We start from the raw sequence: 20,421 nt of genomic DNA, 5'->3' as shown, positions 1-20,421 counted from the left end.
AGCAACAAAGATAAAAAATACCCATTACTAGGTATTGTTTCGGATTTGTATTTACAATACTCTTGGTGAACGAAAGTCGACCACCATTCCCTCTCCGGTCCTTTTAACCCGGTCCCCCTAAAAATTCAGTTTTAGCAACCCACAATGTCCCCTAATAGACGGATATAATAATAAACACTAAATACATGATTATGAAAAAACCAATGATGGTATTAATTTGCGCAATGATGGCCTTTAGTGCCTGTAACAAAGATGATGATGGGCCAGTGAAAGAGCCTAAGAACGAAACAGTAAAACCACCTAAGGAGGAAACAGTAGAACCGCCAGCGGTGCTTACAGGTGTTTTTAGGGATAGCGAGGTACAGGGCCTTAGTTTTAGCACCACCACGCAGAACGGAATCACAAACGACAAGGGCGAATTCACCTATCTAGAAGGTGAGACGGTTACTTTTAAAGTTGGAGAACTTACGTTGGGCAGCGCAACAGGAGCTGCTTTGATCACGCCTATTTCACTACTGCAAACCGTAGATGCATCTGCTTCGATAGAAAGCCATGAAGTGCAGAACATGGCGGCTTTCCTACAAACATTGGATAAGGATGCCGATCATAGCAACGGCATAGAAATTAATGCTAGCGTGGTTGGTGCCATTGGCCTACCCGGAATAGACTTTTCCGTACCTATAGAAAGCACTTTGGCAGATATAGTGCTCAACGTAGCTCAGAACGAAGGAACCGCCTTGAAAATAGTCTATCCAGGAGAAGCGGCAGAAAACATGGCCGGTGCTTTGAATATTGAGTACACCGCATCTCCTAATTATACGCTCACGCACTTTATGCCTACATTAAAGGCGTATTTTCAGAGCTATGATCGTAACCATACACCGGCATCCGCAGTGTATAAAAACACTTTTGATGAAGAAGGAAAACTTCTTTCCACCTCCATTATTTCGAGGTTTTCCGGAAAAGTATTCTATGACTTTACCTTTAGCGCTTATGCGACCAATGGCCAACCTACGAACGGAAGCTATACGCAGTACAATGCAGCTAGTCTCAACGGTGGCTCTTTTGGTTTCCAAACTAGTATGTTGGATATAGAACTTACCTACAATGCCGATAACCAATTAGCAACGTTTACGGAATTAAGGGATGGACAAAGATTTAATACCAACCAATTTACCGCGTTTGACGAAGAAAATAGACCTTTGGCATACTTTAGGGATTTGGCCGAAAACGACTCGGATGTTACGTTTACAATCTCGCTTAGTTTTACCTACGAGAACGGACTTATAAAAACATCGGGGCGTGATTACTATAGGGAGGAAACCGGAGAGGATTATTATTACTTGGACGAAACGCAACGAGACTTCACATACACCTACAACGAATATAACAACATTACGGTAATAGATTATCCCCGTTCATTTGAGTTCACTTCTATCCTTAATGGAGAAGAAAACAATAGTCTCCTTGAATCTGTCGCCAAAGAGACGTTCAAATATGACAGTTCCCAAAAGTTGACTTCAATTACCAAAAACGAGCAAGGTACCAATACCGATGGGTCTTCTTTTCTACAAAATAGTGTAAGTATTTTTGATGAAAATGAGCTATTGGAGTCGCAAAACTATACCTCACCTAACTCAGAAACAAGCATAGACTATGAGGCCGGATTGCAGGTGTCCTATGTTTCCATTTTCAACGGTCAAGTTACTAGGGAAGAGGAATACGGTGACGATGGATCTTCCGTATCCACAACCTATTATTATGATGTAAATGGTAATCTTAAGGACACTATAAAACGTGAATATAATGCCGATTTTAACTTATTCAATGAAGTTTACACCTACTTTTTTGAAGATGGTACGGTAGACGCCATTTATGATCTGGATTACGATGCCAATGGCAACCGTATCAAGGAAACAGGCCTCGATGCCAATGGTGATATCTTTTCAGTTTGGTACTATGAAAAAAATCTATTAACTAGACAGGATATCTATTTTGAAGGTGAGTTCGATTACTATTCTGAATATACTTATAATGATACTATAGAATTGATAGCGCTAAGGAACTTTTGGCCAGATGGTGAATTATTCGGGATGATTGCCTATACCTATTATCCTGATGGAAACTGGGAAAGCTTGACATATAGCGATGCCAATGGCGAAGTATACCTGAACGATTTTTACGAGTACGATGAAGATGGATTTTTATTGCGCATAACAGGAACAGGGGGCAACGGCATAACCAATTACATTTTGTTTTATGAAAACGGGGTGTTGGTCAGAGAGGAGATTTATGACGATAGTGGCGAGTTAGTCGATGTTATTGAGTACAACACCACAGGAAAAAGTAGCGTGCTTGCCCAAAAACGTTCAAATATTACGGCCAATATTGTTGCGATGCCAGCGCAAAATCACACATTTGTAAGGGAAACAAGTGCATTTAATAGTACTACAATAAGCTCGCAGCGTAGAAAGAACAAGGTAAAAATACCCACAAACAATAAGCATTTGCAAAGGGCTTCTACACGCATTCAAAAAATAAGGATGGGTACCGAATAAGTGTAAAAACAGTAAATAGCTTAGTTTGAGTTAGCCAAAAATCTCCAGTCAGTAGACTGGAGATTTTTTAATTTATAGTATTTCCATTTTGAACGCCACCCGTATCCGGATTCACAAACACCAATTTCCCATCGGCATCTTCGGTCATTAAAATCATGCCTTCACTTTCCACGCCGCGCAGGGCTCTTGGTGCTAAATTGACCAGGACCGTGACTTGTTTTCCAACAATTTCCCCAGGCGTAAAACTCTCTGCTATTCCTGAAACGATGGTGCGCACATCCAAACCAGTATCTACCTTTAGTACCAATAATTTTTTGGCCTTGGGCATCTTCTCCGCTTCGATAATGGTACCTACGCGCATATCCAGTTTGCTAAAATCATCAAAAGTGATGGTGTCCTTTTGTGGTGCTACGGCTTTGTTCATTTGTTCGTTTGCTTTTTTGGTAGCTTCTAGTTTGGCCAGTTGGGCTTCAATTTCTTGATCTTCTACTTTACGGAATAATAGTTCGGCTTTATTTATTTTATGATCTGATCCAAGTAGCGTTTCTTTTGTAGAAACATCGCTCCAATTTAAAACACCATTTTGGGACTCCTTTTTTAGGTTCGCAGCAATCTGCTGAGGGTTGGCCGCGTCGCTATGCTCCTCGCCAAGACGTAGTATTTTTTTAAGCTTATTGGAAGTAAACGGTAAAAATGGCTCACTTAAAACTGCTAGCCCGGTGGCGATCTGCAAGGCCACATACATAATGGTCTTTACGCGTTCTTCGTCTTGCTTTATCACTTTCCAAGGCTCTTCGTCCGCCAGATATTTATTACCCAAACGGGCTAGGTTCATCAATTCCTGACCTGCCTCCCTAAAACGGTAGCGTTCAATAGAGCTGGAAATGGTTTCTGGAAATTGTTTTAATGCGGCCAACGTTTCCAAATCTATCTCTGAAAAATCGTTCGGTTCCGGTATAAGCCCATCATAATATTTATTGGTCAATACCACTACCCGGTTGATGAAATTCCCAAAAATGGCCACCAACTCGTTATTGTTCCGAGCTTGAAAATCCTTCCAAGTAAAGTCGTTGTCCTTGGTCTCCGGCGCATTGGCCGTTAGGGTATACCGCAAGACATCTTGCATTTCCGGAAACTCCTGTAGATATTCATGCAACCAAACCGCCCAGTTTTTAGAAGTGGATAGTTTGTTCCCTTCCAGATTCAAAAACTCATTTGCCGGTACGTTTTCGGGCAGGATAAAATCGCCATGTGCTTTTAAAATAGTAGGGAAAATAATACAGTGGAACACAATATTATCCTTACCTATAAAATGCACCAGTTTCGTGTCTTTGGATTTCCAGTAGGGTTCCCAGTTCTTCCCTTCTCTTGAAGCCCACTCCTTTGTAGAAGATATATAACCAATAGGTGCATCGAACCACACATACAATACCTTGCCATCCCCACCTTTTACAGGAACGGGAATGCCCCAATCCAGATCACGTGTTACCGCCCTGGGTTCCAGTCCGCCATCGATCCACGATTTACATTGTCCGTATACATTAGGTTTCCAATCGTTCTTATGGCCTTCTAAAATCCATTTTCGCAAAAAATTCTCATAACGGTCCAAGGGCAAAAACCAGTGCGTGGTTTCCTTGGTCGTAGGAACAGACCCGGTTATTGTAGATTTTGGATTGATAAGGTCCGTAGCGTTTAAGGTAGAGCCGCAATTTTCACATTGATCTCCGTAGGCTTCCTCATTGCCACATTTGGGACAGGTGCCCGTAACAAAGCGATCGGCCAAAAACTGCTTGGCCTCATCATCGTACAATTGTGCGGTGGTTTCCTCTATAAAATCGCCCTGCTCGTATAATTTTACAAAAATATCGGAGGCTGTTTTATGATGGATCTGTGCAGAAGTCCTGGAATAATTATCAAAAGTAATCCCAAAATCCAAAAACGATTGTTTGATGATGGCATGGTATTTATCCACCACCTCTTGTGGCGTAATCCCTTCTTTCTTCGCTTTCATGGAAATAGCTACCCCATGCTCATCACTGCCACATATAAAGGCAACGTCTTTTCCAATACCCCTTAAATATCTGGCGTAAATATCTGCAGGGACATAAACACCAGCCAAATGGCCAATATGAATAGGCCCGTTCGTATAGGGCAGTGCTGCGGTAATCGTGTATCTTTTTGGTAACTCTAATGTGGCCATCTAATTCTATTAAGCCACAAAAATACTGAAATTGTTGCTGGAAATAGTAGGATATTCGGCATCAAAAATGTCTCGCCGTTGCCAACGTATTAATTTAGCGAATTTGCATAAAACAAAACCTTCGACGCATCTAAAAGACACGACCGAAGGTTAAGTACATAGTGGGGAAAATTTTAAGCTACCATAACGGACTTGCTCATTCTTTGGTTTTGTACACTAATGCGATAAATGTACTTACCGGTAGATAAATGCTCGGGCAGGCGTTCTCGAATATTGATTTCTGTGGAACCTTCTAGCATCATTTCATTAAAGACGGTTCCGACATTTTGCCCCAAGATGTTGAACAGTTGAATATCTACATGAGCCGAAAATGGCATTTCCAGATAGATATGCGGTGTACTGTCCGTTGGGTAGTAGGGTTTATGCACAACGGCATTTAAAAGATTTGGGTCGAAAGGGGCTGTTGACGGATCGCTTCCGTCCGGGTCTGCGGGCGTTGGTGGTGTTACATCCCCGTCACTGTAGGCAATATCCGGAAAATCCACGCCACTGCAATTAAAACCTAGGTTTACCGGTGCGTACGGGTGGTCCAATAAATGTTGTTCCACTAAGGGAATGTCTACACATAGCCATTCCGCCAGCACCGTGGCATATAGGTCTCTAAAATCCATGGTATATTCCAGATTTCCCCTACCATCGGGATCTTCCAAGGTAGGATGGTCACCAACAAAAGCACTACCATTAAGTCCGGAACCAAAAAATAGGGTCGGTGCCGCTTTACCATGATCGGTACCATTGGAGCCATTTTCAAAAATCCGACGTCCAAATTCGGAAAAAGTCATGCTCAACACCTTATCATCTTGCTGCGTAAAAGCTAAATCTTGATAAAAAGCATTCACGGCAACGGATAAATTGGTCATAAGCCGTTCATGTGCCAAGGGTTGGTTACCATGGGTGTCAAAACCGCCCATGGAAATCATATACACTTTGGTTCCCAAGTTGCCTTTGATGAGTTTTGCCAATAGTTTCATTTGTCTGGCAAAACCGTTGTCTTGATATTCTACTTGGTTTTGACCTCTTTCGTAAGCATCATGGATAATTCCGGAATACTCGTAGGTGGTATTCGCGACACCCCTTAAAAATTTAAGCTGATCACCGTACATACAATCGTTAAAAAGCTCGTCTCCAAGACCATAAACAACTCCGGATTCCGCAATTTCCTCTAGCTGATTAATATTTGAGGTGGTGAACGCGTAGTTGGTTTCTTCACCTTGGAACACCAAATTACCGAACTGGCCAATTTGAATCGCCGCAGGTGCTGCAGGTGGATTAATAAGGTAATCCGGATATACATTTTCAAAATGTCTTCCCATCCAGCCGGTATTCAACCCACTGAATCCGTTGGTATCCAAATCGGTATTGGCAAAAATATCGGAGCCCGTGAAATGTGAAAGACTCTGGCCTTCATAACCTACACCGTGCGCCGCTTTAAACTGACCTTCGCCCCAGAGGGATTCCAATGCACTCATATAAGAAGGTACGCCAAATTCATCGGTGAGTTTTAACACCTTGCTTTCAGGAATATAAATATTGGGCCTCGCATTTGCATAGGCGTCATACTGTTCGATAGGTATAACGGTACTTAGACCGTCGTTACCACCGGATAGGCGAATGAGAATAAGAATATTGTCCGTTTCAGCCGCAGCAATACCGGCCGATAATGGAGACGGCGCGTTTGCAGTAAGCATATTCGAACCAAGCATCATGGAGCCGGATCCGGCTATTCCCAGTGCTTGTAGAAAGGAACGGCGGCTCCAGTATTTGTGTTCGTCGTCATGACCTTCGTGTTGTAATCCTTTATGAGGGGTGTGGTGTGTATGGCACATAGTAGTAGGTGTTATTTTAATTGATATTCAGGTTGTCTTGCTAGATATTGTAAAAGAAGGTATACTTGGAACGGGGCTTGGGGCCAACCGAACAAGGTCCAGGATTCCTGGTTCCCTCCTTCAAAATATACTTCTTCTACATCGCTCCTGAAAATAGCGAAGGCTTTATCATACTCTCCTTCGTCCAAAAGTCCTTTTGGGAGTATAAAATCAATAATCAATCTAGCAACAACATCGGGGTTATAGGTGGTTAAACCAACGTTACCCGTAATGGACAGTCCCAAACGTCTAAACTGCTCGTTATCCTGTTGGTAGAACATCTCCAGGATACTCTCCATGGTAAGCCAACGACCTATTATAAAATTATTGTTGATCCACTGTCTGTCGCGTTGCCAACCGGCCACGTCAAAAGGGTCAAAAAGTTCCTGGCTTAACAATCTGCTATAATTGACCACCTCGCTTATATTCGTATCCGTATACGCGAAATCTGTTTCGTTTAAGGTATTAAAGTACAGATCAAACGGACTCTTAATTATAACACCAATAGCCTCATCGTCAAAGAAATGTTGACTTTTAAATAACTGTCTCAACACGGGCGCCAATTCAAAATTGTTGGAGACCATGGTGGCGGCCATGCCGTTTAAGATAGCCTCGGCCTCCGGTGCCAAAGCATCTGGGTGGACGAAAAATTTATATAATTTCTTGGAGATGAAGAATGCGATTTGATCTGCCCTTTCATTGAAAAGGATATCGATTACATCATCATAGCCCCAATTTCCGGTCTGTCCCAAAATGGTCTTGGTACCGGCATCGTGACGGTCCGCCCTAAAAGTTACCTGCGAACAGCCCTCTTCCCCGCGTTCTACATATCCGGTTAGCGCCCTGGCGGTCTCTATAATATCTTCTTCCGTATAACCCTGTCCTTCTCCCAAGGTAAATAGCTCATATAGCTCACGGGCATAGTTTTCATTGGGATTGTTGCCGTTGTTAAAAGCACCGTCCAAATAAAACAACATGGCGCTCGTAAGTCCAATTTCACTGACAAAGGTCTTAAAATTCCCTAAGGCGTTGCGTTGTAAACAATTGATGTAATGATAGAGAAAGGAGTTACAGTTATATACATCTACCTCGGTAACAAAATGATTGCTCCAAAAAAAACTCAAACGGTCACGAAGATTGTTTTTCAATAATCCATTTGCATAATCCAGTCGAAACTGGGCGCGCTGTTCGTTTCTCAACTGTCTTCTGGCATCGTTATCCTCAGGATAATTTGCATTGTTCCAGTTTGCCCAAACGGGAGCCGGTAAAACAGGCATATTCAAGGCTTGGTCTACCAAGGAGTCTACGAGTGTACCTGCGTTTTGACCTACTGCCTGCTGAATAGTTTCCACAGATGCGCTAAATCCTAGCCTCCGGTATAGGTGCAAAGCACGTGTTTGGTCCAGGGGTACTGTGTACGGCGCAAGAGTAGAAGTATTACAATTAATGAAATATTCCATAGTCTTAAAAAGGCGTTAGTAAATTACGTTCATAGAGTTGGGGCTCTTATCTAACGTAACGAAATTTGGCTTAGTACGCTAAACCTGTTATTTTCGTTAACTGACATTCGAATGTACATTGTAAAATCGAAAATGACCGTTGAAGAGCTCATATTTTCGATGAAATACAGCTTTTTGAAACAATTCTATGGGAAAACACAACGAATTTGGTAAAGAAGGGGAACAAATTGCCGCAGATTTTTTGCTAAAGAAAGGCTATACCATTTCCTATAGGAATTATAGATACCTAAAGGCCGAAATTGATATTATTGCTAAAAAAGATGATATCATTGCCATTGTTGAAGTGCGCTCCAGAACGTCCGATTATTTGGAAAATATAGCGGAAACCATTACGCCCAAAAAAATAAAATTGCTGGTCATGGCGGCAGACCACTACATACAAAGCTCCGGTATAGACCTTGAAGTTAGATTTGATATCATTACGATCTTAAGAAATAAGCACCGTTTAGAAATCGAACATCTGGAAAATGCTTTTTATCATTTCTGATATACTTAGTAAATCATAGGGCAATTTTAAAACACATTTTGTTTTATTTGTAACAAGTTGTTATATTTGCAAATAACCCGACCCGTATGAAAACTATTTCTTCCGTAGTAGAACAGTACATTAAGAAAAAACCTTTTTTACAAAGTGCTCTTGCCCAGGGAATTATTAACCTGACATCCCTTTCGAGAATCGTTAAACCCGAAATCGAAGAAGAATTGGGCAAGGAAATTAGAAATGGAGCCATTGTGATGTCGCTTAAACGCCTATCCGACGATCTAGAGTTTAGGGCCACGCATAAAATCATTAAGGTACTTAAGAATATCGGTGAAATCACTGTACGGTCTTCCTTAACGGACTATACTTTCTTGGCCTCGGACCATATTCTGGCACAACAGGCAAAACTATTGGAGGAAATCAACGCCAATCAAGATGTGTTTTACACCTCGTCCAGAGGGGTGAACGAAATAAACATTGTCATCAGCAATGTGATGGACGACACCGTAGAACGACTCTTCGCTGCCGAAAAATGTACTCAGAAAGCGGAGGAACTTTCTTCCATCACCGTAAAGCTACCTGCAGAAAACGTTTCTGTACCCGGTATTTACTATTTTATATTCCAACGATTGGCGTGGGAGGGGATTGTTTTGTACGAAGTGATTTCTACTACCAATGAATTTACCATACTCGTAAACGATGCACAGGTAGATATCGCCTTTAAAACGATTAAAGATCTTAAGATGCTTTAAAGGTTGGTCCCTTTTTAATTTTTGTCTAAAAATTCAACCACTTCCTTATCATCTTCCGGTGCAGCCAAAAATCGTTTTTCCGTGTCCAAAATAAAATAGGTAGGTGTTTGTTGTATCCCAAAAAGCTTGGCGTGATCGCTTTCCCATTTTCCCAAAGCAATCGCGTGTTTAAAATTGGGCAAGTTCATTATCTCCTTGTTCCAGTACGTGTCATCATCTTCTAGACCAACTGCAACAACGGTTACGTTATCGTAGGTCTTCAATGCTGTATGTAGTAAAGGTAACTCCTTTAAACAATGCGAACAGGTACTACTCCAGAATACAAGCACATACTTTTCCGCCCCTTGCAGCCCCAATAACGTTTTCGTAGTTCCATTTTCCTCCCATGAAATTTCAGGAGAAACAGCCCCAATTCTTAAGCGAGACGAAAGTTCAATTGCATCAACTAAGGCCTGGTCTCCATTCTGCGTTGCCAAATCCTTTAAATAAGCATCGAAAATAGTATCTGATACCGCGTATAAATTGTTTTCACTTGCTGTTTTCCATAAATCATGGAACACCTCAGTTCTAAACGGAACCGGTGTATCGCTAAGCTTTTTGGACACCACATCAACATTAACTAAAATAGTATCTTGTATGGGTTCATTGTTTTGCCCGTTGGAAGGCAGCGCTGAAAAAACATAATTGGACAACTTTTGTTCTAAGAAACCGGATGACTGCAATAGTGCATTAGTAACATCTAAAGCATCGAAGTACCGTTTCTTCCTAATAGTATTGTACGTATCAAAATTCTCATAAGTTTCAGGTATGTACGGTAAATTAGACGATACGAATTGATGTACCAATAAGTCACCCGCCTTAACCTCGTATCTGGCTTGTACCTCGGAGATTTTTTTTGCTATTTCGCTAAATTCCTTTTTATCGTTGTTTTTAGCCGCGTAAAAATCAGAAAGCTCCTTGTCTACAGTGTTTATCTCGGAAAAGTAGTTGTAATAGGTCTTGTTTTCTTCGGATGCTATTACGTGAATACCTTCCTCTAGATTAAAATTAAATTCGATGTCTTCTTTACCGTTGTAAATCACATCGATATAGAACTCATCTTGTGGCACGGCATACACGATCCTGTACATGCCAACGGAAGCATTCTCAGGCAATTCCAACTTAAAATAGCCTTCCTTGATAGCCGTATCGGTAACGTAACGCTGGCTCCCGGGCGTTAATTGATATAAAATGAGCCATTTAAAATCGGTAGACGGGGTAAAATTACCTGATATGGAATGCTGTGCCAGCCCGGTTAGACTAAACAAAAAGATAAAAAGAACTATTAATGGGGTTTTCATATACAAGCTATACCAAAAATGAGACCTTAATTAGAATTAACGTCAAATATAAGGACTCTTAGGCACGAAAACGGCATCTGTCTAAAAGCTATCGGACTTCAGCTTGGTCCAAGAAACTTAAGGTATAGCGTAAAAAAGAGTCTTGACCCTTGTTAAGATTAGAAATAAATATCCCTGAAAAAGGGGGGCTTGTACTACAATCTACCTTGTACTTTTGCCGTTGAATAAAGTTATACGCATTAGTTATGATTTACTTTTTTGGAACAAGGGCTAGTAAAATAAAGCAGCGTAAGCTTCGCAAAACAGTTTGTCCGTATTGTAGTACGCAGGATTCTTTTGTGGTAAGCACCTATAGTAGGTACTTTCATTTTTTTTGGATCCCTATCATACCGCTTTTCAAAACGAATGTGGCGGAATGTTCGCATTGCAAAAAATCCTATTCCTTAAGTGAGTTCACACCCGAGATGCAGCGCGCCCTAGACCGCGAAAACCAGACCAATCCGGCAAAGCGTCCTCTATGGCAAGGATGCGGCTGTATTATTCTAGTGCTGTTTTTTACCATTATGATGAGTTTGTCTTTTTACGGCGTATATCTCAGGTCCCAGGGAGACGACACCTACACGGTGAAAACTGATGCCAGAATGGAACTGTTACTTGCAGATATGGATCAAATGAGCAGTCTATTGCACCGCGAAAAAGATTCCGTTTCCTTTCTGTTAAAAGAATGTGTGGACTACGATTTACTTGGTGGTCTGGACACCAAGGAAATAGGATACTTTACCAAACAACAGAACGATAAATTACTAGTATTACTCCGCGTAGAAAATATAAAAAAGATAAAACCGGAGTTTAGAAAGGACATTTTAACCGTTGTAGAAGACTGCCTATCCCAACAGGAACTGGACGTCACTGAAATTTACATAGGTATAGAAGGCCGATGGAACACTGTCTTGGTTAAAACACCAACTGATGCAGATTTAAGCGGACGATTTGCCGACAAGAACAAACTGTTGCCTTTTTACGGTGATACCGCCCAACAAGCTGATACAAATACGCTGATAGACTCTAGTATAAATCTAAATTAGACTACACCTCCATAGAAGCCAGCACATTGTTAAGGAGTTCTATTTCCTTTTCATGAACGAAGCCGTCCGATTTTGCCAAATCCTCCAAGATTTTGGTCAATCCCTTTTTTTTGTCATCCGTCATCTTTTGTAAAATTGCAACACTTTGCGATTCTTCAATGTTTTGTGCATACTGAATTTGATTGCTGTCAAAATCAATGAGTTTCATTAACTTCCCAACTTCGTTGATTTCTCCGCTATGCACAATACCATCTGCATGTACCATGGAATAGATCATTTTTATTATAGCCAGTTTCTCCGCTAAATTAAGTTCCATTTACAATGTTAGTTTATTGATGCGCTGCAAGATAAAAACAAATACCTGTTTAGGAACCATCTATAGGTAAATTTTTAAATAGGTCAATGAAATTAGGCCCCGACAACCATGGTTATTTTTTGACCATCTGTCTAATCTTGATCAAAAGCACCACCTCTACGATAACCGTAGGAAATTGAGTAACTAGACCAACCAAGGCCAAAATAACGATTAGAAAGCAGAACGCAGTAAACAGCTCCAAGCCACCGGCAACGTAGCCCAAAACACCCCATTCCTTGGACGATTTAATTAAGGAAATACCAAACAGCAACCCTAGTGTTCCTACGATAATGGACTGCGCCACGAGTATACCTTCAATGGGAAGTACGCTTGCGTAAAACAAGGAAACGATATCGTAGCTATAAAAAAGCAACAATACCGAAATAAGAAGTACGGCGGCAATTTTCATCAGGTAATTTTGATATAATTTGCCTATGATAAGGAAACCATATATGAAAAGTGCGTAGCTAAAATAGGAGACTATTTTTATAAAGACATGTCCGCCAAGACCAAATACCATACGCTCCCCCCCAAACCTGTAATAATCTAAAAACGCCTCAAAAGGGCCTACCAATAAATATAGAATACCCGATATCGCCGCGAGGGTCAATAAAAACTTTACAGACTTGACCTCGGTTTCGGAGCCTAAGACAATACTATCTTTCGCTGTCGTCTTTTCCTCACCATATAGCTCCTCATAATCGTGGTCTAAAGCTGACAATATGGTTTTGATGGTATAACTTCGTGGTGAGACTTCGCCGTTTTCTATGCGTTGTAGCGTGCGTACGTTGATGTTGCAACGTTCTACCAATTCCTCTTGTGTGAATCCTTTTTGTTTGCGTAAGGCGATAATCTTGTTCCCTAATTCCGGTTGTTGCATAATGTGTGAATTTAAAATTATTCCACAATGTTAGGCTCAAGATAAAACGAAACCAAAGAACTTTCCGTGATTTGACCCGACATTAGCACGGCATTACAGTACAATACGTGGTTTAGAGTGTTTTTAATTATAATTAGGAATCTAAAACCGATAAGATTAATGACAGTTCATATCCATTAAAAGTTTTGTTAAGATAATCCTCTTTTATTATTGAAACTCTATAAAAATCTATGTTCCGTTCCATTCCTTTCCCACTTAAAAGAGATTTTTCCAACCATATCGGAGGTTTTCTTTTTAATGCGTACCAAAATAGTATTTTTCCAAGTTTGCAAAGCACCTCGTGTGCTTCTTGTAAATCCTCCAAACGGTTAACATTAAGTGCTAGTTTTAATCTTTTTGCTGTAGTTTCTTTTCCTGTGATATAGTATGATATGTTGCTATTTAAAAATCCGTTTCCTATTTCTAAATAATCTGAACATGAGTACCAATCTTCATAAGATGACTCCTTGTAATATCCAGTACCTAGACCTTGGTTCCTAAGAACATCCTTTATTATATAAGGTGACCAACCTTTTCTTGGGTTTACTAATTTAGGATTTCGTTCTGCACGTCTCATTTTAAAGATTTTCTTTAAGGACAGAATCAAACCTTTATAACTATCAGTATTCTCCTGGTAAAGACTATTTATCCATCTTTGAAAAAGATTGATTCTAACATTGAAAACAATAACTGCAATAATTTTAGCAAAAACTCTTTTTCTTTTATTCTTAATGTAGGTCCCAAGTGTTATAAAGAAATTTTCATAAGACGATGTGACAACCATAAAAAACAAAAATGGAATAAACAGAATCGTTAGTAAAATAGGAACGACAAAATCCAAACCTGTATTTTTATTCAAAAACTCATTTGGTAAAGAAGTGACTTTAAAAATAGCATAAGACAAAAGTGCTAGACCAAATAAAGACAGGACTCCTTCTAAGAAATTCTTAACTTTTGAGTCTTTGTTTCTATGTTCATAAAATACCACAATTACTCCTATAAATACCATTACCGGTATGATTATCAATTCAGTAATCAATGAGAAGGTATAGAAGTCAACAACAAATTGGACTAATGCAATAAACTTGAAGTTATCAAATACGATTCGCTTCAAATAGTTGCCATCTTTTTTAATAGCATTCATTTGAAATTGGGAAAGAAATGCAACTGAAACAAACCAAATAAAAGTATTCTTAATTTGACTAAAATCCCAAAGGTTAACTTTGACAAGTAGATACACAATTGCCAGATTATAGAGTAGCATTAAAGCTAAGAAAATCTGAAGTTTTGAATTTAAAAATATCTTTAGAAGATTTTTAAAACTCGTTTTCATCTTTTTAGTTTGCGGCTGTACAAGTAAAATTAGTACGATTATAAAACCCCAAACAATAATTGAAATCTCTCTATTATTTAGAATTTGATTTTCAACCAAAATACTTAGTGTTAAACCGTCTCTATCTTAGACTTTTCGGTTTGTAGTGGCTGCAAGGCCAAAAACGCCCTGTCCACACTTCTAATTCCATCAAAAACCAGCAGTAAACGCAGTCCGTTTCGGGTTTTCTTTTCTTTCATGGTACATTTCTGGGGATTGCTTTGTACGAATTTTAAAACCTTGGTAAATGCAGCAGTCTGATAAAATTCGGACTGTTGGTCGGAAATAAAGTAGCCTATCAACTTGCCCTGTTTCATCACTATTTTTTCGATACCAATGCTGTTGGCGATCCACTTGATACGCACGGAATTCAACAAATCTTCGGCTTGTGGCGGTAGTTCGCCAAAGCGATCTACCAACTGCGCTTCAAATTTTTGGAGTTCTTCTTCGTCCTTTACCTGGTTTAATTCTGTGTACAGATTCAGGCGCTCCGTTATATTATTGATGTAGGCATCCGGGAAAAGCAGTTCAAAATCGGAATCTATCTGGGTTTCCTTTACATAGATTTTTTCTTTTGCGCCTTCTACCTCGTCATACAGGTCCTTGAATTCGTTTTCCTTGAGTTCGTCTATGGCTTCGGCCAATATTTTTTGATAGGTCTCAAAGCCAATTTCGTTAATAAATCCACTTTGCTCGCCTCCTAGCAAATCTCCAGCACCCCTAATTTCCAAATCCTTCATGGCAATGTTAAAGCCACTGCCCAACTCGGAAAACTGTTCTAGCGCTTCAATACGTTTACGCGCATCGCTGGTCATGGATTCATAAGGCGGCGTAATGAAATAACAGAATGCCTTTTTATTGCTTCTACCCACACGGCCCCGCATTTGATGCAGATCGCTTAATCCAAAATTATTGGCATTGTTAATAAAAATGGTGTTCGCGTTGGTCACGTCCAATCCACTTTCTACGATGGTGGTGGAAACCAGCACATCAAACTCGCCGTTAATAAAACTCAGCATTAAGGTCTCCAGTTTTTTGCCTTCCATCTGGCCGTGGCCAATACCCACTTTGGCATCGGGTACCAGGCGCTGGATCATACCGGCAACTTCCTTAATGTTTTCAATTCGGTTGTGAATAAAGAACACCTGACCCCCACGTTCAATTTCGTAGGCAATGGCGTCCCTAATGGTTTCCTCGTTAAAACCGATCACGGCACTTTCTATAGGATAGCGGTTGGGTGGCGGGGTAGTGATGACAGACAGGTCACGCGCCGCCATAAGGCTAAACTGCAGGGTCCGGGGAATAGGCGTTGCGGTGAGGGTGAGTACATCTACATTCTCTTTGATGGACTTTAATTTATCCTTTACGGCAACCCCGAATTTTTGTTCCTCATCAACAATTAGAAGCCCTAAATCCTTGAATTTAACGTTCTTGTTCACCAGTTGATGCGTCCCGATAATAATATCGACGTTGCCCGCCTCAAGATTCGCTAGAGTTTCCTTGCGTTCTTTCGCGGTTCGGAAACGATTGAGGTAGTCTACGGACACCGGCATTTCCTTTAGACGCTCGGTAAAGGTCCTATGGTGCTGAAAAGCTAGAATAGTGGTCGGCACCAAAACGGCTACCTGCTTACCATTGTCAACGGCCTTAAATGCCGCACGGATGGCAACTTCGGTCTTACCAAAACCTACATCACCGCAGACAAGTCGGTCCATTGGGCGCTCACTTTCCATGTCTTTCTTAATATCCTCGGTCGCTTTGCCTTGATCTGGTGTATCCTCATAAATAAAAGAGGCTTCCAGCTCGTTCTGCAAGTAGCTGTCCGGATCGTACTGGAACCCTTTTTCCAAACGTCTTTTGGCATATACCTTTATCAGGTTAAATGCAATTTTCTTAACGCGCGATTTGGTCTTGTCCTTTACTTTTTTCCAGGCTCCGGAACCAAGCTTATAAATCTTAGGGGGTGCCCCATCCTTACCATTGAACTTGGATATTTTATGCAGGGAATGGATGCTTACGTATAAAATATCGCGTTCGCCGTACATCAATTTGATGGCTTCCTGCTTTTTGCCTTCGACATCGATTTTTTGCAAGCCGCCAAACTTTCCAATGCCATGGTCTATATGGGTCACATAATCCCCTATCTCCAGCTTGTTAAGCTCCTTTAGCGTAATAGCCTGCTTTTTAGCATAGCCATTCTTAAGGTGGAATTTATGGTAGCGTTCAAAAATTTGATGATCGGTATAACAGACCAATTTTAAGTCTTTTGCTATAAACCCTTGGTGCAGGGGAAAGACAATTGTTTTGTAGTGTACCTTTTCTGATATCTCCTCAAAGATGTCATTAAATCGCCGCGCTTGCTGATCCGTTGCGCAACAGATAAAGTTTTCAAAACCTGCGGTATGAAATTCGTTCAAGTTCTGTATAAGCAGATCGAATTTTTTGTTGAAGGAAGGCTGTGGTGTAGTATCAAAACCAATTATTTTCTCAGGTGACGAAACATCGTTCGCATTTCCACCTAAAGTAACTAAGCCGAAGTCCTTTAATTGCTCTTTAAAGGCCGTGCCGTTAAGAAAAAGCTCGGCCGGTGCGGCATGTTTTATGTCCTCGGACAGTTTTGTAAACGCTTCTTGGGCCTTTTCAAAAAAATCGTCCAAACGAGCGTATAATAAGCTTGTATTTTTAGAGAATACTATCGTTTTGTCTGATATATAACCCAGAAAACTTTCCCGTTTTTCTTCTAGGAATTTATTGGCCACATTGGGTACGATGCTAATTTTTTTTACCTTTTGGGTAGACAATTGCGTTTCTACGTCAAAAGTACGTATACTGTCTACCTCATCTCCAAAAAACTCCAGCCTGTAAGGTTCATCGTGAGAGAAGGAAAACACATCTACAATACCGCCACGGACGGAAAACTCTCCCGGTTCCGTGACAAAATCGACACGTTTGAACTTGTATTCGAAAAGCACCTCGTTCAGGAAATCCAATGAAAGGGTATCCTCTAATTGTATTTTCAAGGTATTTTTATCCAACTCCTTTCGAGTAACTACTTTCTCGAACAAGGCATCGGGATAACTTACGATAACCGCAGGTTTTTTTCTTGAGTTGATACGGTTAAGCACCTCGGCCCTGAGCAGCACATTGGCATTGTTGGTCTCTTCAATTTGATAGGGCCTACGATAACTGCCCGGGTAGAAAAGCACATCTTTTTCCCCGATAATAAGTTCAAGGTCGTTTAAATAATAGGCCGCCTCTTCCTTGTCATTGAAAATGAGGAGAAATGGAGCCTCTGCCTTTTTGAACGCCTCCGCTAAAACAAAGGACAACGAAGAGCCTACCAGACCTTTTAATTCGGCATTTAAGAGGTTTGAAGGTTCGGATTTGGCAATAGCGTTTTGCAGTTCCTGTACGTTAGGAGCCGTTGAAAACAGTTCGGGAATGGTCAATTTTGACAAAAAATAAGGTATTGAGGTACAAAGATAGTTTCTAAAGGAGGTTTATACCAAGGATTGGTGTTTAAATATGGTTTTTTGGTTTGTTCTATCCAATTTTGAACATTAAATAGTACTAAGTTCGCACTTTATATTAGAGGAGAAAATGAGTATTGATAGTATCCTATGACACTATCAGAATTCAAAACGAACTGATAATTAAATAGTTATACCCCAGAGCATTATGTTGTAGGGTAAGTGAGTACTAAAAGGCGATTATTACATGGATGTCAGTCTGAGCGCAGTCGAAGACCGTGTTATTTCGACTGCGCTCACTATGACCTTTTTATGATGTATCCTCTACGAGGAAACCGACTTAAAAAACGGATTCGACTTCCTATTCTGAAAACCATGCCAACCCATATATATAAATATAATAAGGCTTCCTGCCAAAGCGGTGTAGGCTATTAGTTCCAACGTGTCTTTATGCCTGATGTAAATAGCAAACAAGGCCCATACACCAACAGCGGCGAACTCGCGCATATTGCGTTTCCAAATCATGACAACATTTAATATGGTAGCGATGGCAATCATAATCACCGTCCAAGTAACTTCAGAAAACGGTGCGCCCTCCCACCCTATTTTGGTTAGATAAGCCGCAATATTTGCGATGGTCGCTACAGCTATCCATCCACTATAGAGACAAATAGGCCACCAAACGAAGGCAATGGTGCTTTTTGGTGCATGCCAGCGTGCCATATTCGTGTTCAAAATGATTTTAATTAAGGAAAACAGGATCCCCAACATAATCAGCACCGAAAGACCTGTATAGTCATATACGAAGGCTATTACCCAAAGGGAGTTCAACACATTGGCAAGGACAAACCAGTAGCCGGTCTGGCTTATGAATTCAGTAGGCTTATCACTAAAAAAGGAACGTCTTACTTGAAAAATACCATACGCCAAAAGTCCTATAAAGATAATGCCCCAAATAGCGAAAGCATAGCTGGCAGGCGTAAACAAATTATCGTATTGTTTACTTATTTCACCTATGGTGGTATTGTTAAGTCGTAGGGCTTGGGAGATATAGTTTACCCCAATCACCAAGATGACCGATAACAAGTTTAGAATAGCGAGGGTTTTTTTCATATTGAAATTTTCTTAAAAGTAAAGAATGGCCGGCGTGATTACGAACCTTATCCATTTAAAAAATCATCTTTTTGACGAACGTCCTTTTCGTTTGGATTCGGTAAGTGTAACGGGTAACACGGCATCGCCTAACAGAGCAAAAACTTCACAGTCTTTTTTTGCTTCCAAGGTATAGGTGCCCGTAAATGTTCCAAAAGCGGGCAATATCATCTGTAGGGGCGATTTATAAAAACAAGGGAGCCGCACCATTTGTCTGCCGAATCCCGTCAATTTAATGGCCGGATGTATATGACCGCAAAAATTAAAAAACCCGTCCCGTTCTTCCGGATGATGGGTGAATAAAAAGGTGTTCAAAACGAGTTCTTCTATCACTTCAACTCCTAATGCCTCATACTTTAAAGGGGATATGATATCATGGTTGCCGCTCACTAAAATAAACTGTACAGATTGTGCCGTTACCCAAGTTTCAAAAAGTTCCCACTCGGTATTTAAGGAAGAATGAAACAGATCCCCCATAAATAGGACCGTTTTGGGGTTAAAGAAGGTAATGGCGGTATCCATTGCCGTAAAATTCTTTTGAACGGCCTGCTGCGGTACGGCTGCTCCAAATTTTCTAAAATGCGATACTTTCCCCAAGTGCACATCGCTGATCAATAACATAGATCGATCTTCCCAAAACAAAACACCGGAGGCATGCATTTTAAAATTCTGGTTATGGATTTGGATGGGGTGGGTCATTTTTGAATCAATAGTTTATCGGGATCTTGTCTGTTATCCCAAACGAGAGATATAATCAATTCATTGGGTTTTAATTCGTAGAATATTTTAAAATTACCCTTTATGAATACCCGTATTCCTTTGGTATCGGTCTTTACCCCTAGAAAAGGATAAAGGCTTAGTAGTTGTACTACCTTATTGATTTCGCGGTTGAGTTTTCTACTGTATGACTTTGATTTGTTTCGATTAACATAAAATCTTAAAACCTCGGAAAAAAGTTCGTCCGCTCTGGAAGTCCAGACTATTCTTCTAGCCATTTATCATTTCTTTGAAACAAAGTTTCGTGATCTATGGTTTTGCCTCTTCTGTAATCTTCTCGACTTTCTTCTATGATTTGGCGCTCAAACGTTGAAAGCACATAGTTTTCTTGATTCGTTTTTTCAGAGAGAACTTCCTTGAATAAGGCTAAGGTATCCACATCTTTAATGGTAAGTACTTTTTTAATAATATCTTCTTGCAGTTCTGAGAGTGTCATGCCTTAATCTTTAATCAAAGATACTAAATAACGCTCCAATGTTTTATTGCACCATTAAGATAGATATCCGTTTGCTGTT

Annotated in this window: 16 protein-coding genes; 4 read left to right on the top strand and 12 right to left on the bottom strand. The window is 40.4% G+C overall.

Features of this window, described 5'->3' with window-relative positions; genetic code table 11:
* The first annotated feature begins 191 nt into the window (after positions 1–191).
* Positions 192–2,558, top strand: a complete 2,367-nt coding sequence (locus ACFQZJ_RS01930; protein ID WP_379931889.1) for a hypothetical protein — start codon at positions 192–194, stop codon at positions 2,556–2,558.
* A gap of 67 nt (positions 2,559–2,625) precedes the next feature.
* Here ACFQZJ_RS01930 and metG read toward each other — a convergent pair whose 3' ends face one another.
* The 3 genes from metG to ACFQZJ_RS01915 all read right to left on the bottom strand — a co-directional run bounded on the left by metG (position 2,626) and on the right by ACFQZJ_RS01915 (position 8,143).
* Complete coding sequence (metG, locus tag ACFQZJ_RS01925; protein WP_379931888.1) at positions 2,626–4,758, bottom strand: methionine--tRNA ligase; 2,133 nt, start codon at positions 4,756–4,758, stop codon at positions 2,626–2,628.
* A gap of 173 nt (positions 4,759–4,931) precedes the next feature.
* On the bottom strand, positions 4,932–6,644 hold the full coding sequence (locus ACFQZJ_RS01920) for a DUF1501 domain-containing protein (protein WP_379931887.1): 1,713 nt from the start codon (positions 6,642–6,644) through the stop codon (positions 4,932–4,934).
* 11 nt (positions 6,645–6,655) lie between these two features.
* On the bottom strand, positions 6,656–8,143 hold the full coding sequence (locus tag ACFQZJ_RS01915; protein ID WP_379931886.1) for a DUF1800 domain-containing protein: 1,488 nt from the start codon (positions 8,141–8,143) through the stop codon (positions 6,656–6,658).
* A 187-nt stretch (positions 8,144–8,330) separates the two neighbouring features.
* On the opposite strand from ACFQZJ_RS01915, the gene ACFQZJ_RS01910 reads away from it, so the two are divergent.
* Both ACFQZJ_RS01910 and ACFQZJ_RS01905 read left to right on the top strand, forming a co-directional pair.
* A complete protein-coding gene (locus tag ACFQZJ_RS01910; RefSeq protein ID WP_379931885.1) occupies positions 8,331–8,690 on the top strand; it encodes a YraN family protein in 360 nt (119 codons plus the stop codon).
* An 86-nt stretch (positions 8,691–8,776) separates the two neighbouring features.
* Positions 8,777–9,436 carry an aspartate kinase gene (locus tag ACFQZJ_RS01905; RefSeq protein WP_379931884.1) on the top strand — a complete coding sequence of 220 codons (660 nt, stop codon included), beginning with the start codon at positions 8,777–8,779 and terminating at the stop codon, positions 9,434–9,436.
* 14 nt (positions 9,437–9,450) lie between these two features.
* Here the strand turns inward: ACFQZJ_RS01905 and ACFQZJ_RS01900 are convergent, their stop codons facing one another.
* Positions 9,451–10,776, bottom strand: coding sequence for a TlpA family protein disulfide reductase (locus ACFQZJ_RS01900; RefSeq protein WP_379931882.1), 1,326 nt, complete (start codon positions 10,774–10,776; stop codon positions 9,451–9,453).
* 245 nt (positions 10,777–11,021) lie between these two features.
* Between ACFQZJ_RS01900 and ACFQZJ_RS01895 the strand changes: the two genes are divergently transcribed.
* Positions 11,022–11,861 carry a zinc-ribbon domain-containing protein gene (locus tag ACFQZJ_RS01895; RefSeq protein ID WP_379931881.1) on the top strand — a complete coding sequence of 280 codons (840 nt, stop codon included), beginning with the start codon at positions 11,022–11,024 and terminating at the stop codon, positions 11,859–11,861.
* Position 11,862: 1 nt separating this feature from the next.
* Here ACFQZJ_RS01895 and ACFQZJ_RS01890 read toward each other — a convergent pair whose 3' ends face one another.
* The 8 genes from ACFQZJ_RS01890 to ACFQZJ_RS01855 all read right to left on the bottom strand — a co-directional run bounded on the left by ACFQZJ_RS01890 (position 11,863) and on the right by ACFQZJ_RS01855 (position 20,342).
* On the bottom strand, positions 11,863–12,177 hold the full coding sequence (locus tag ACFQZJ_RS01890) for a TerB family tellurite resistance protein (protein WP_379931880.1): 315 nt from the start codon (positions 12,175–12,177) through the stop codon (positions 11,863–11,865).
* Positions 12,178–12,289: 112 nt separating this feature from the next.
* Positions 12,290–13,096, bottom strand: coding sequence for a helix-turn-helix domain-containing protein (locus tag ACFQZJ_RS01885; protein WP_379931879.1), 807 nt, complete (start codon positions 13,094–13,096; stop codon positions 12,290–12,292).
* A 133-nt stretch (positions 13,097–13,229) separates the two neighbouring features.
* A complete protein-coding gene (locus tag ACFQZJ_RS01880; RefSeq protein WP_379931878.1) occupies positions 13,230–14,468 on the bottom strand; it encodes a hypothetical protein in 1,239 nt (412 codons plus the stop codon).
* Positions 14,469–14,578: 110 nt separating this feature from the next.
* Complete coding sequence (gene mfd, locus ACFQZJ_RS01875) at positions 14,579–17,965, bottom strand: transcription-repair coupling factor (RefSeq protein WP_379931877.1); 3,387 nt, start codon at positions 17,963–17,965, stop codon at positions 14,579–14,581.
* A 336-nt stretch (positions 17,966–18,301) separates the two neighbouring features.
* Positions 18,302–19,090, bottom strand: coding sequence for a tryptophan-rich sensory protein (locus tag ACFQZJ_RS01870; RefSeq protein WP_379931876.1), 789 nt, complete (start codon positions 19,088–19,090; stop codon positions 18,302–18,304).
* 63 nt (positions 19,091–19,153) lie between these two features.
* The gene (pdeM, locus tag ACFQZJ_RS01865; RefSeq protein ID WP_379931875.1) at positions 19,154–19,828 is read right to left on the bottom strand and encodes a ligase-associated DNA damage response endonuclease PdeM; all 675 of its coding nucleotides are present in this window, start codon (positions 19,826–19,828) and stop codon (positions 19,154–19,156) included.
* The gene (locus ACFQZJ_RS01860; RefSeq protein WP_379931873.1) at positions 19,825–20,124 is read right to left on the bottom strand and encodes a type II toxin-antitoxin system RelE/ParE family toxin; all 300 of its coding nucleotides are present in this window, start codon (positions 20,122–20,124) and stop codon (positions 19,825–19,827) included. The genes pdeM and ACFQZJ_RS01860 overlap by 4 nt, the downstream gene beginning before the upstream one ends.
* Positions 20,109–20,342 (bottom strand): hypothetical protein, encoded by a 234-nt coding sequence (locus tag ACFQZJ_RS01855; RefSeq protein ID WP_379931871.1) that lies wholly within the window; start codon positions 20,340–20,342, stop codon positions 20,109–20,111. Before ACFQZJ_RS01855 ends, ACFQZJ_RS01860 begins: the two co-directional genes overlap by 16 nt.
* Between the last annotated feature and the right edge of the window lie 79 nt (positions 20,343–20,421).

The organism is Maribacter chungangensis (assembly GCF_042676845.1).
Classification (GTDB): domain Bacteria; phylum Bacteroidota; class Bacteroidia; order Flavobacteriales; family Flavobacteriaceae; genus Maribacter; species Maribacter chungangensis.
This window is presented reverse-complemented; position numbering and strand designations above follow the sequence as displayed.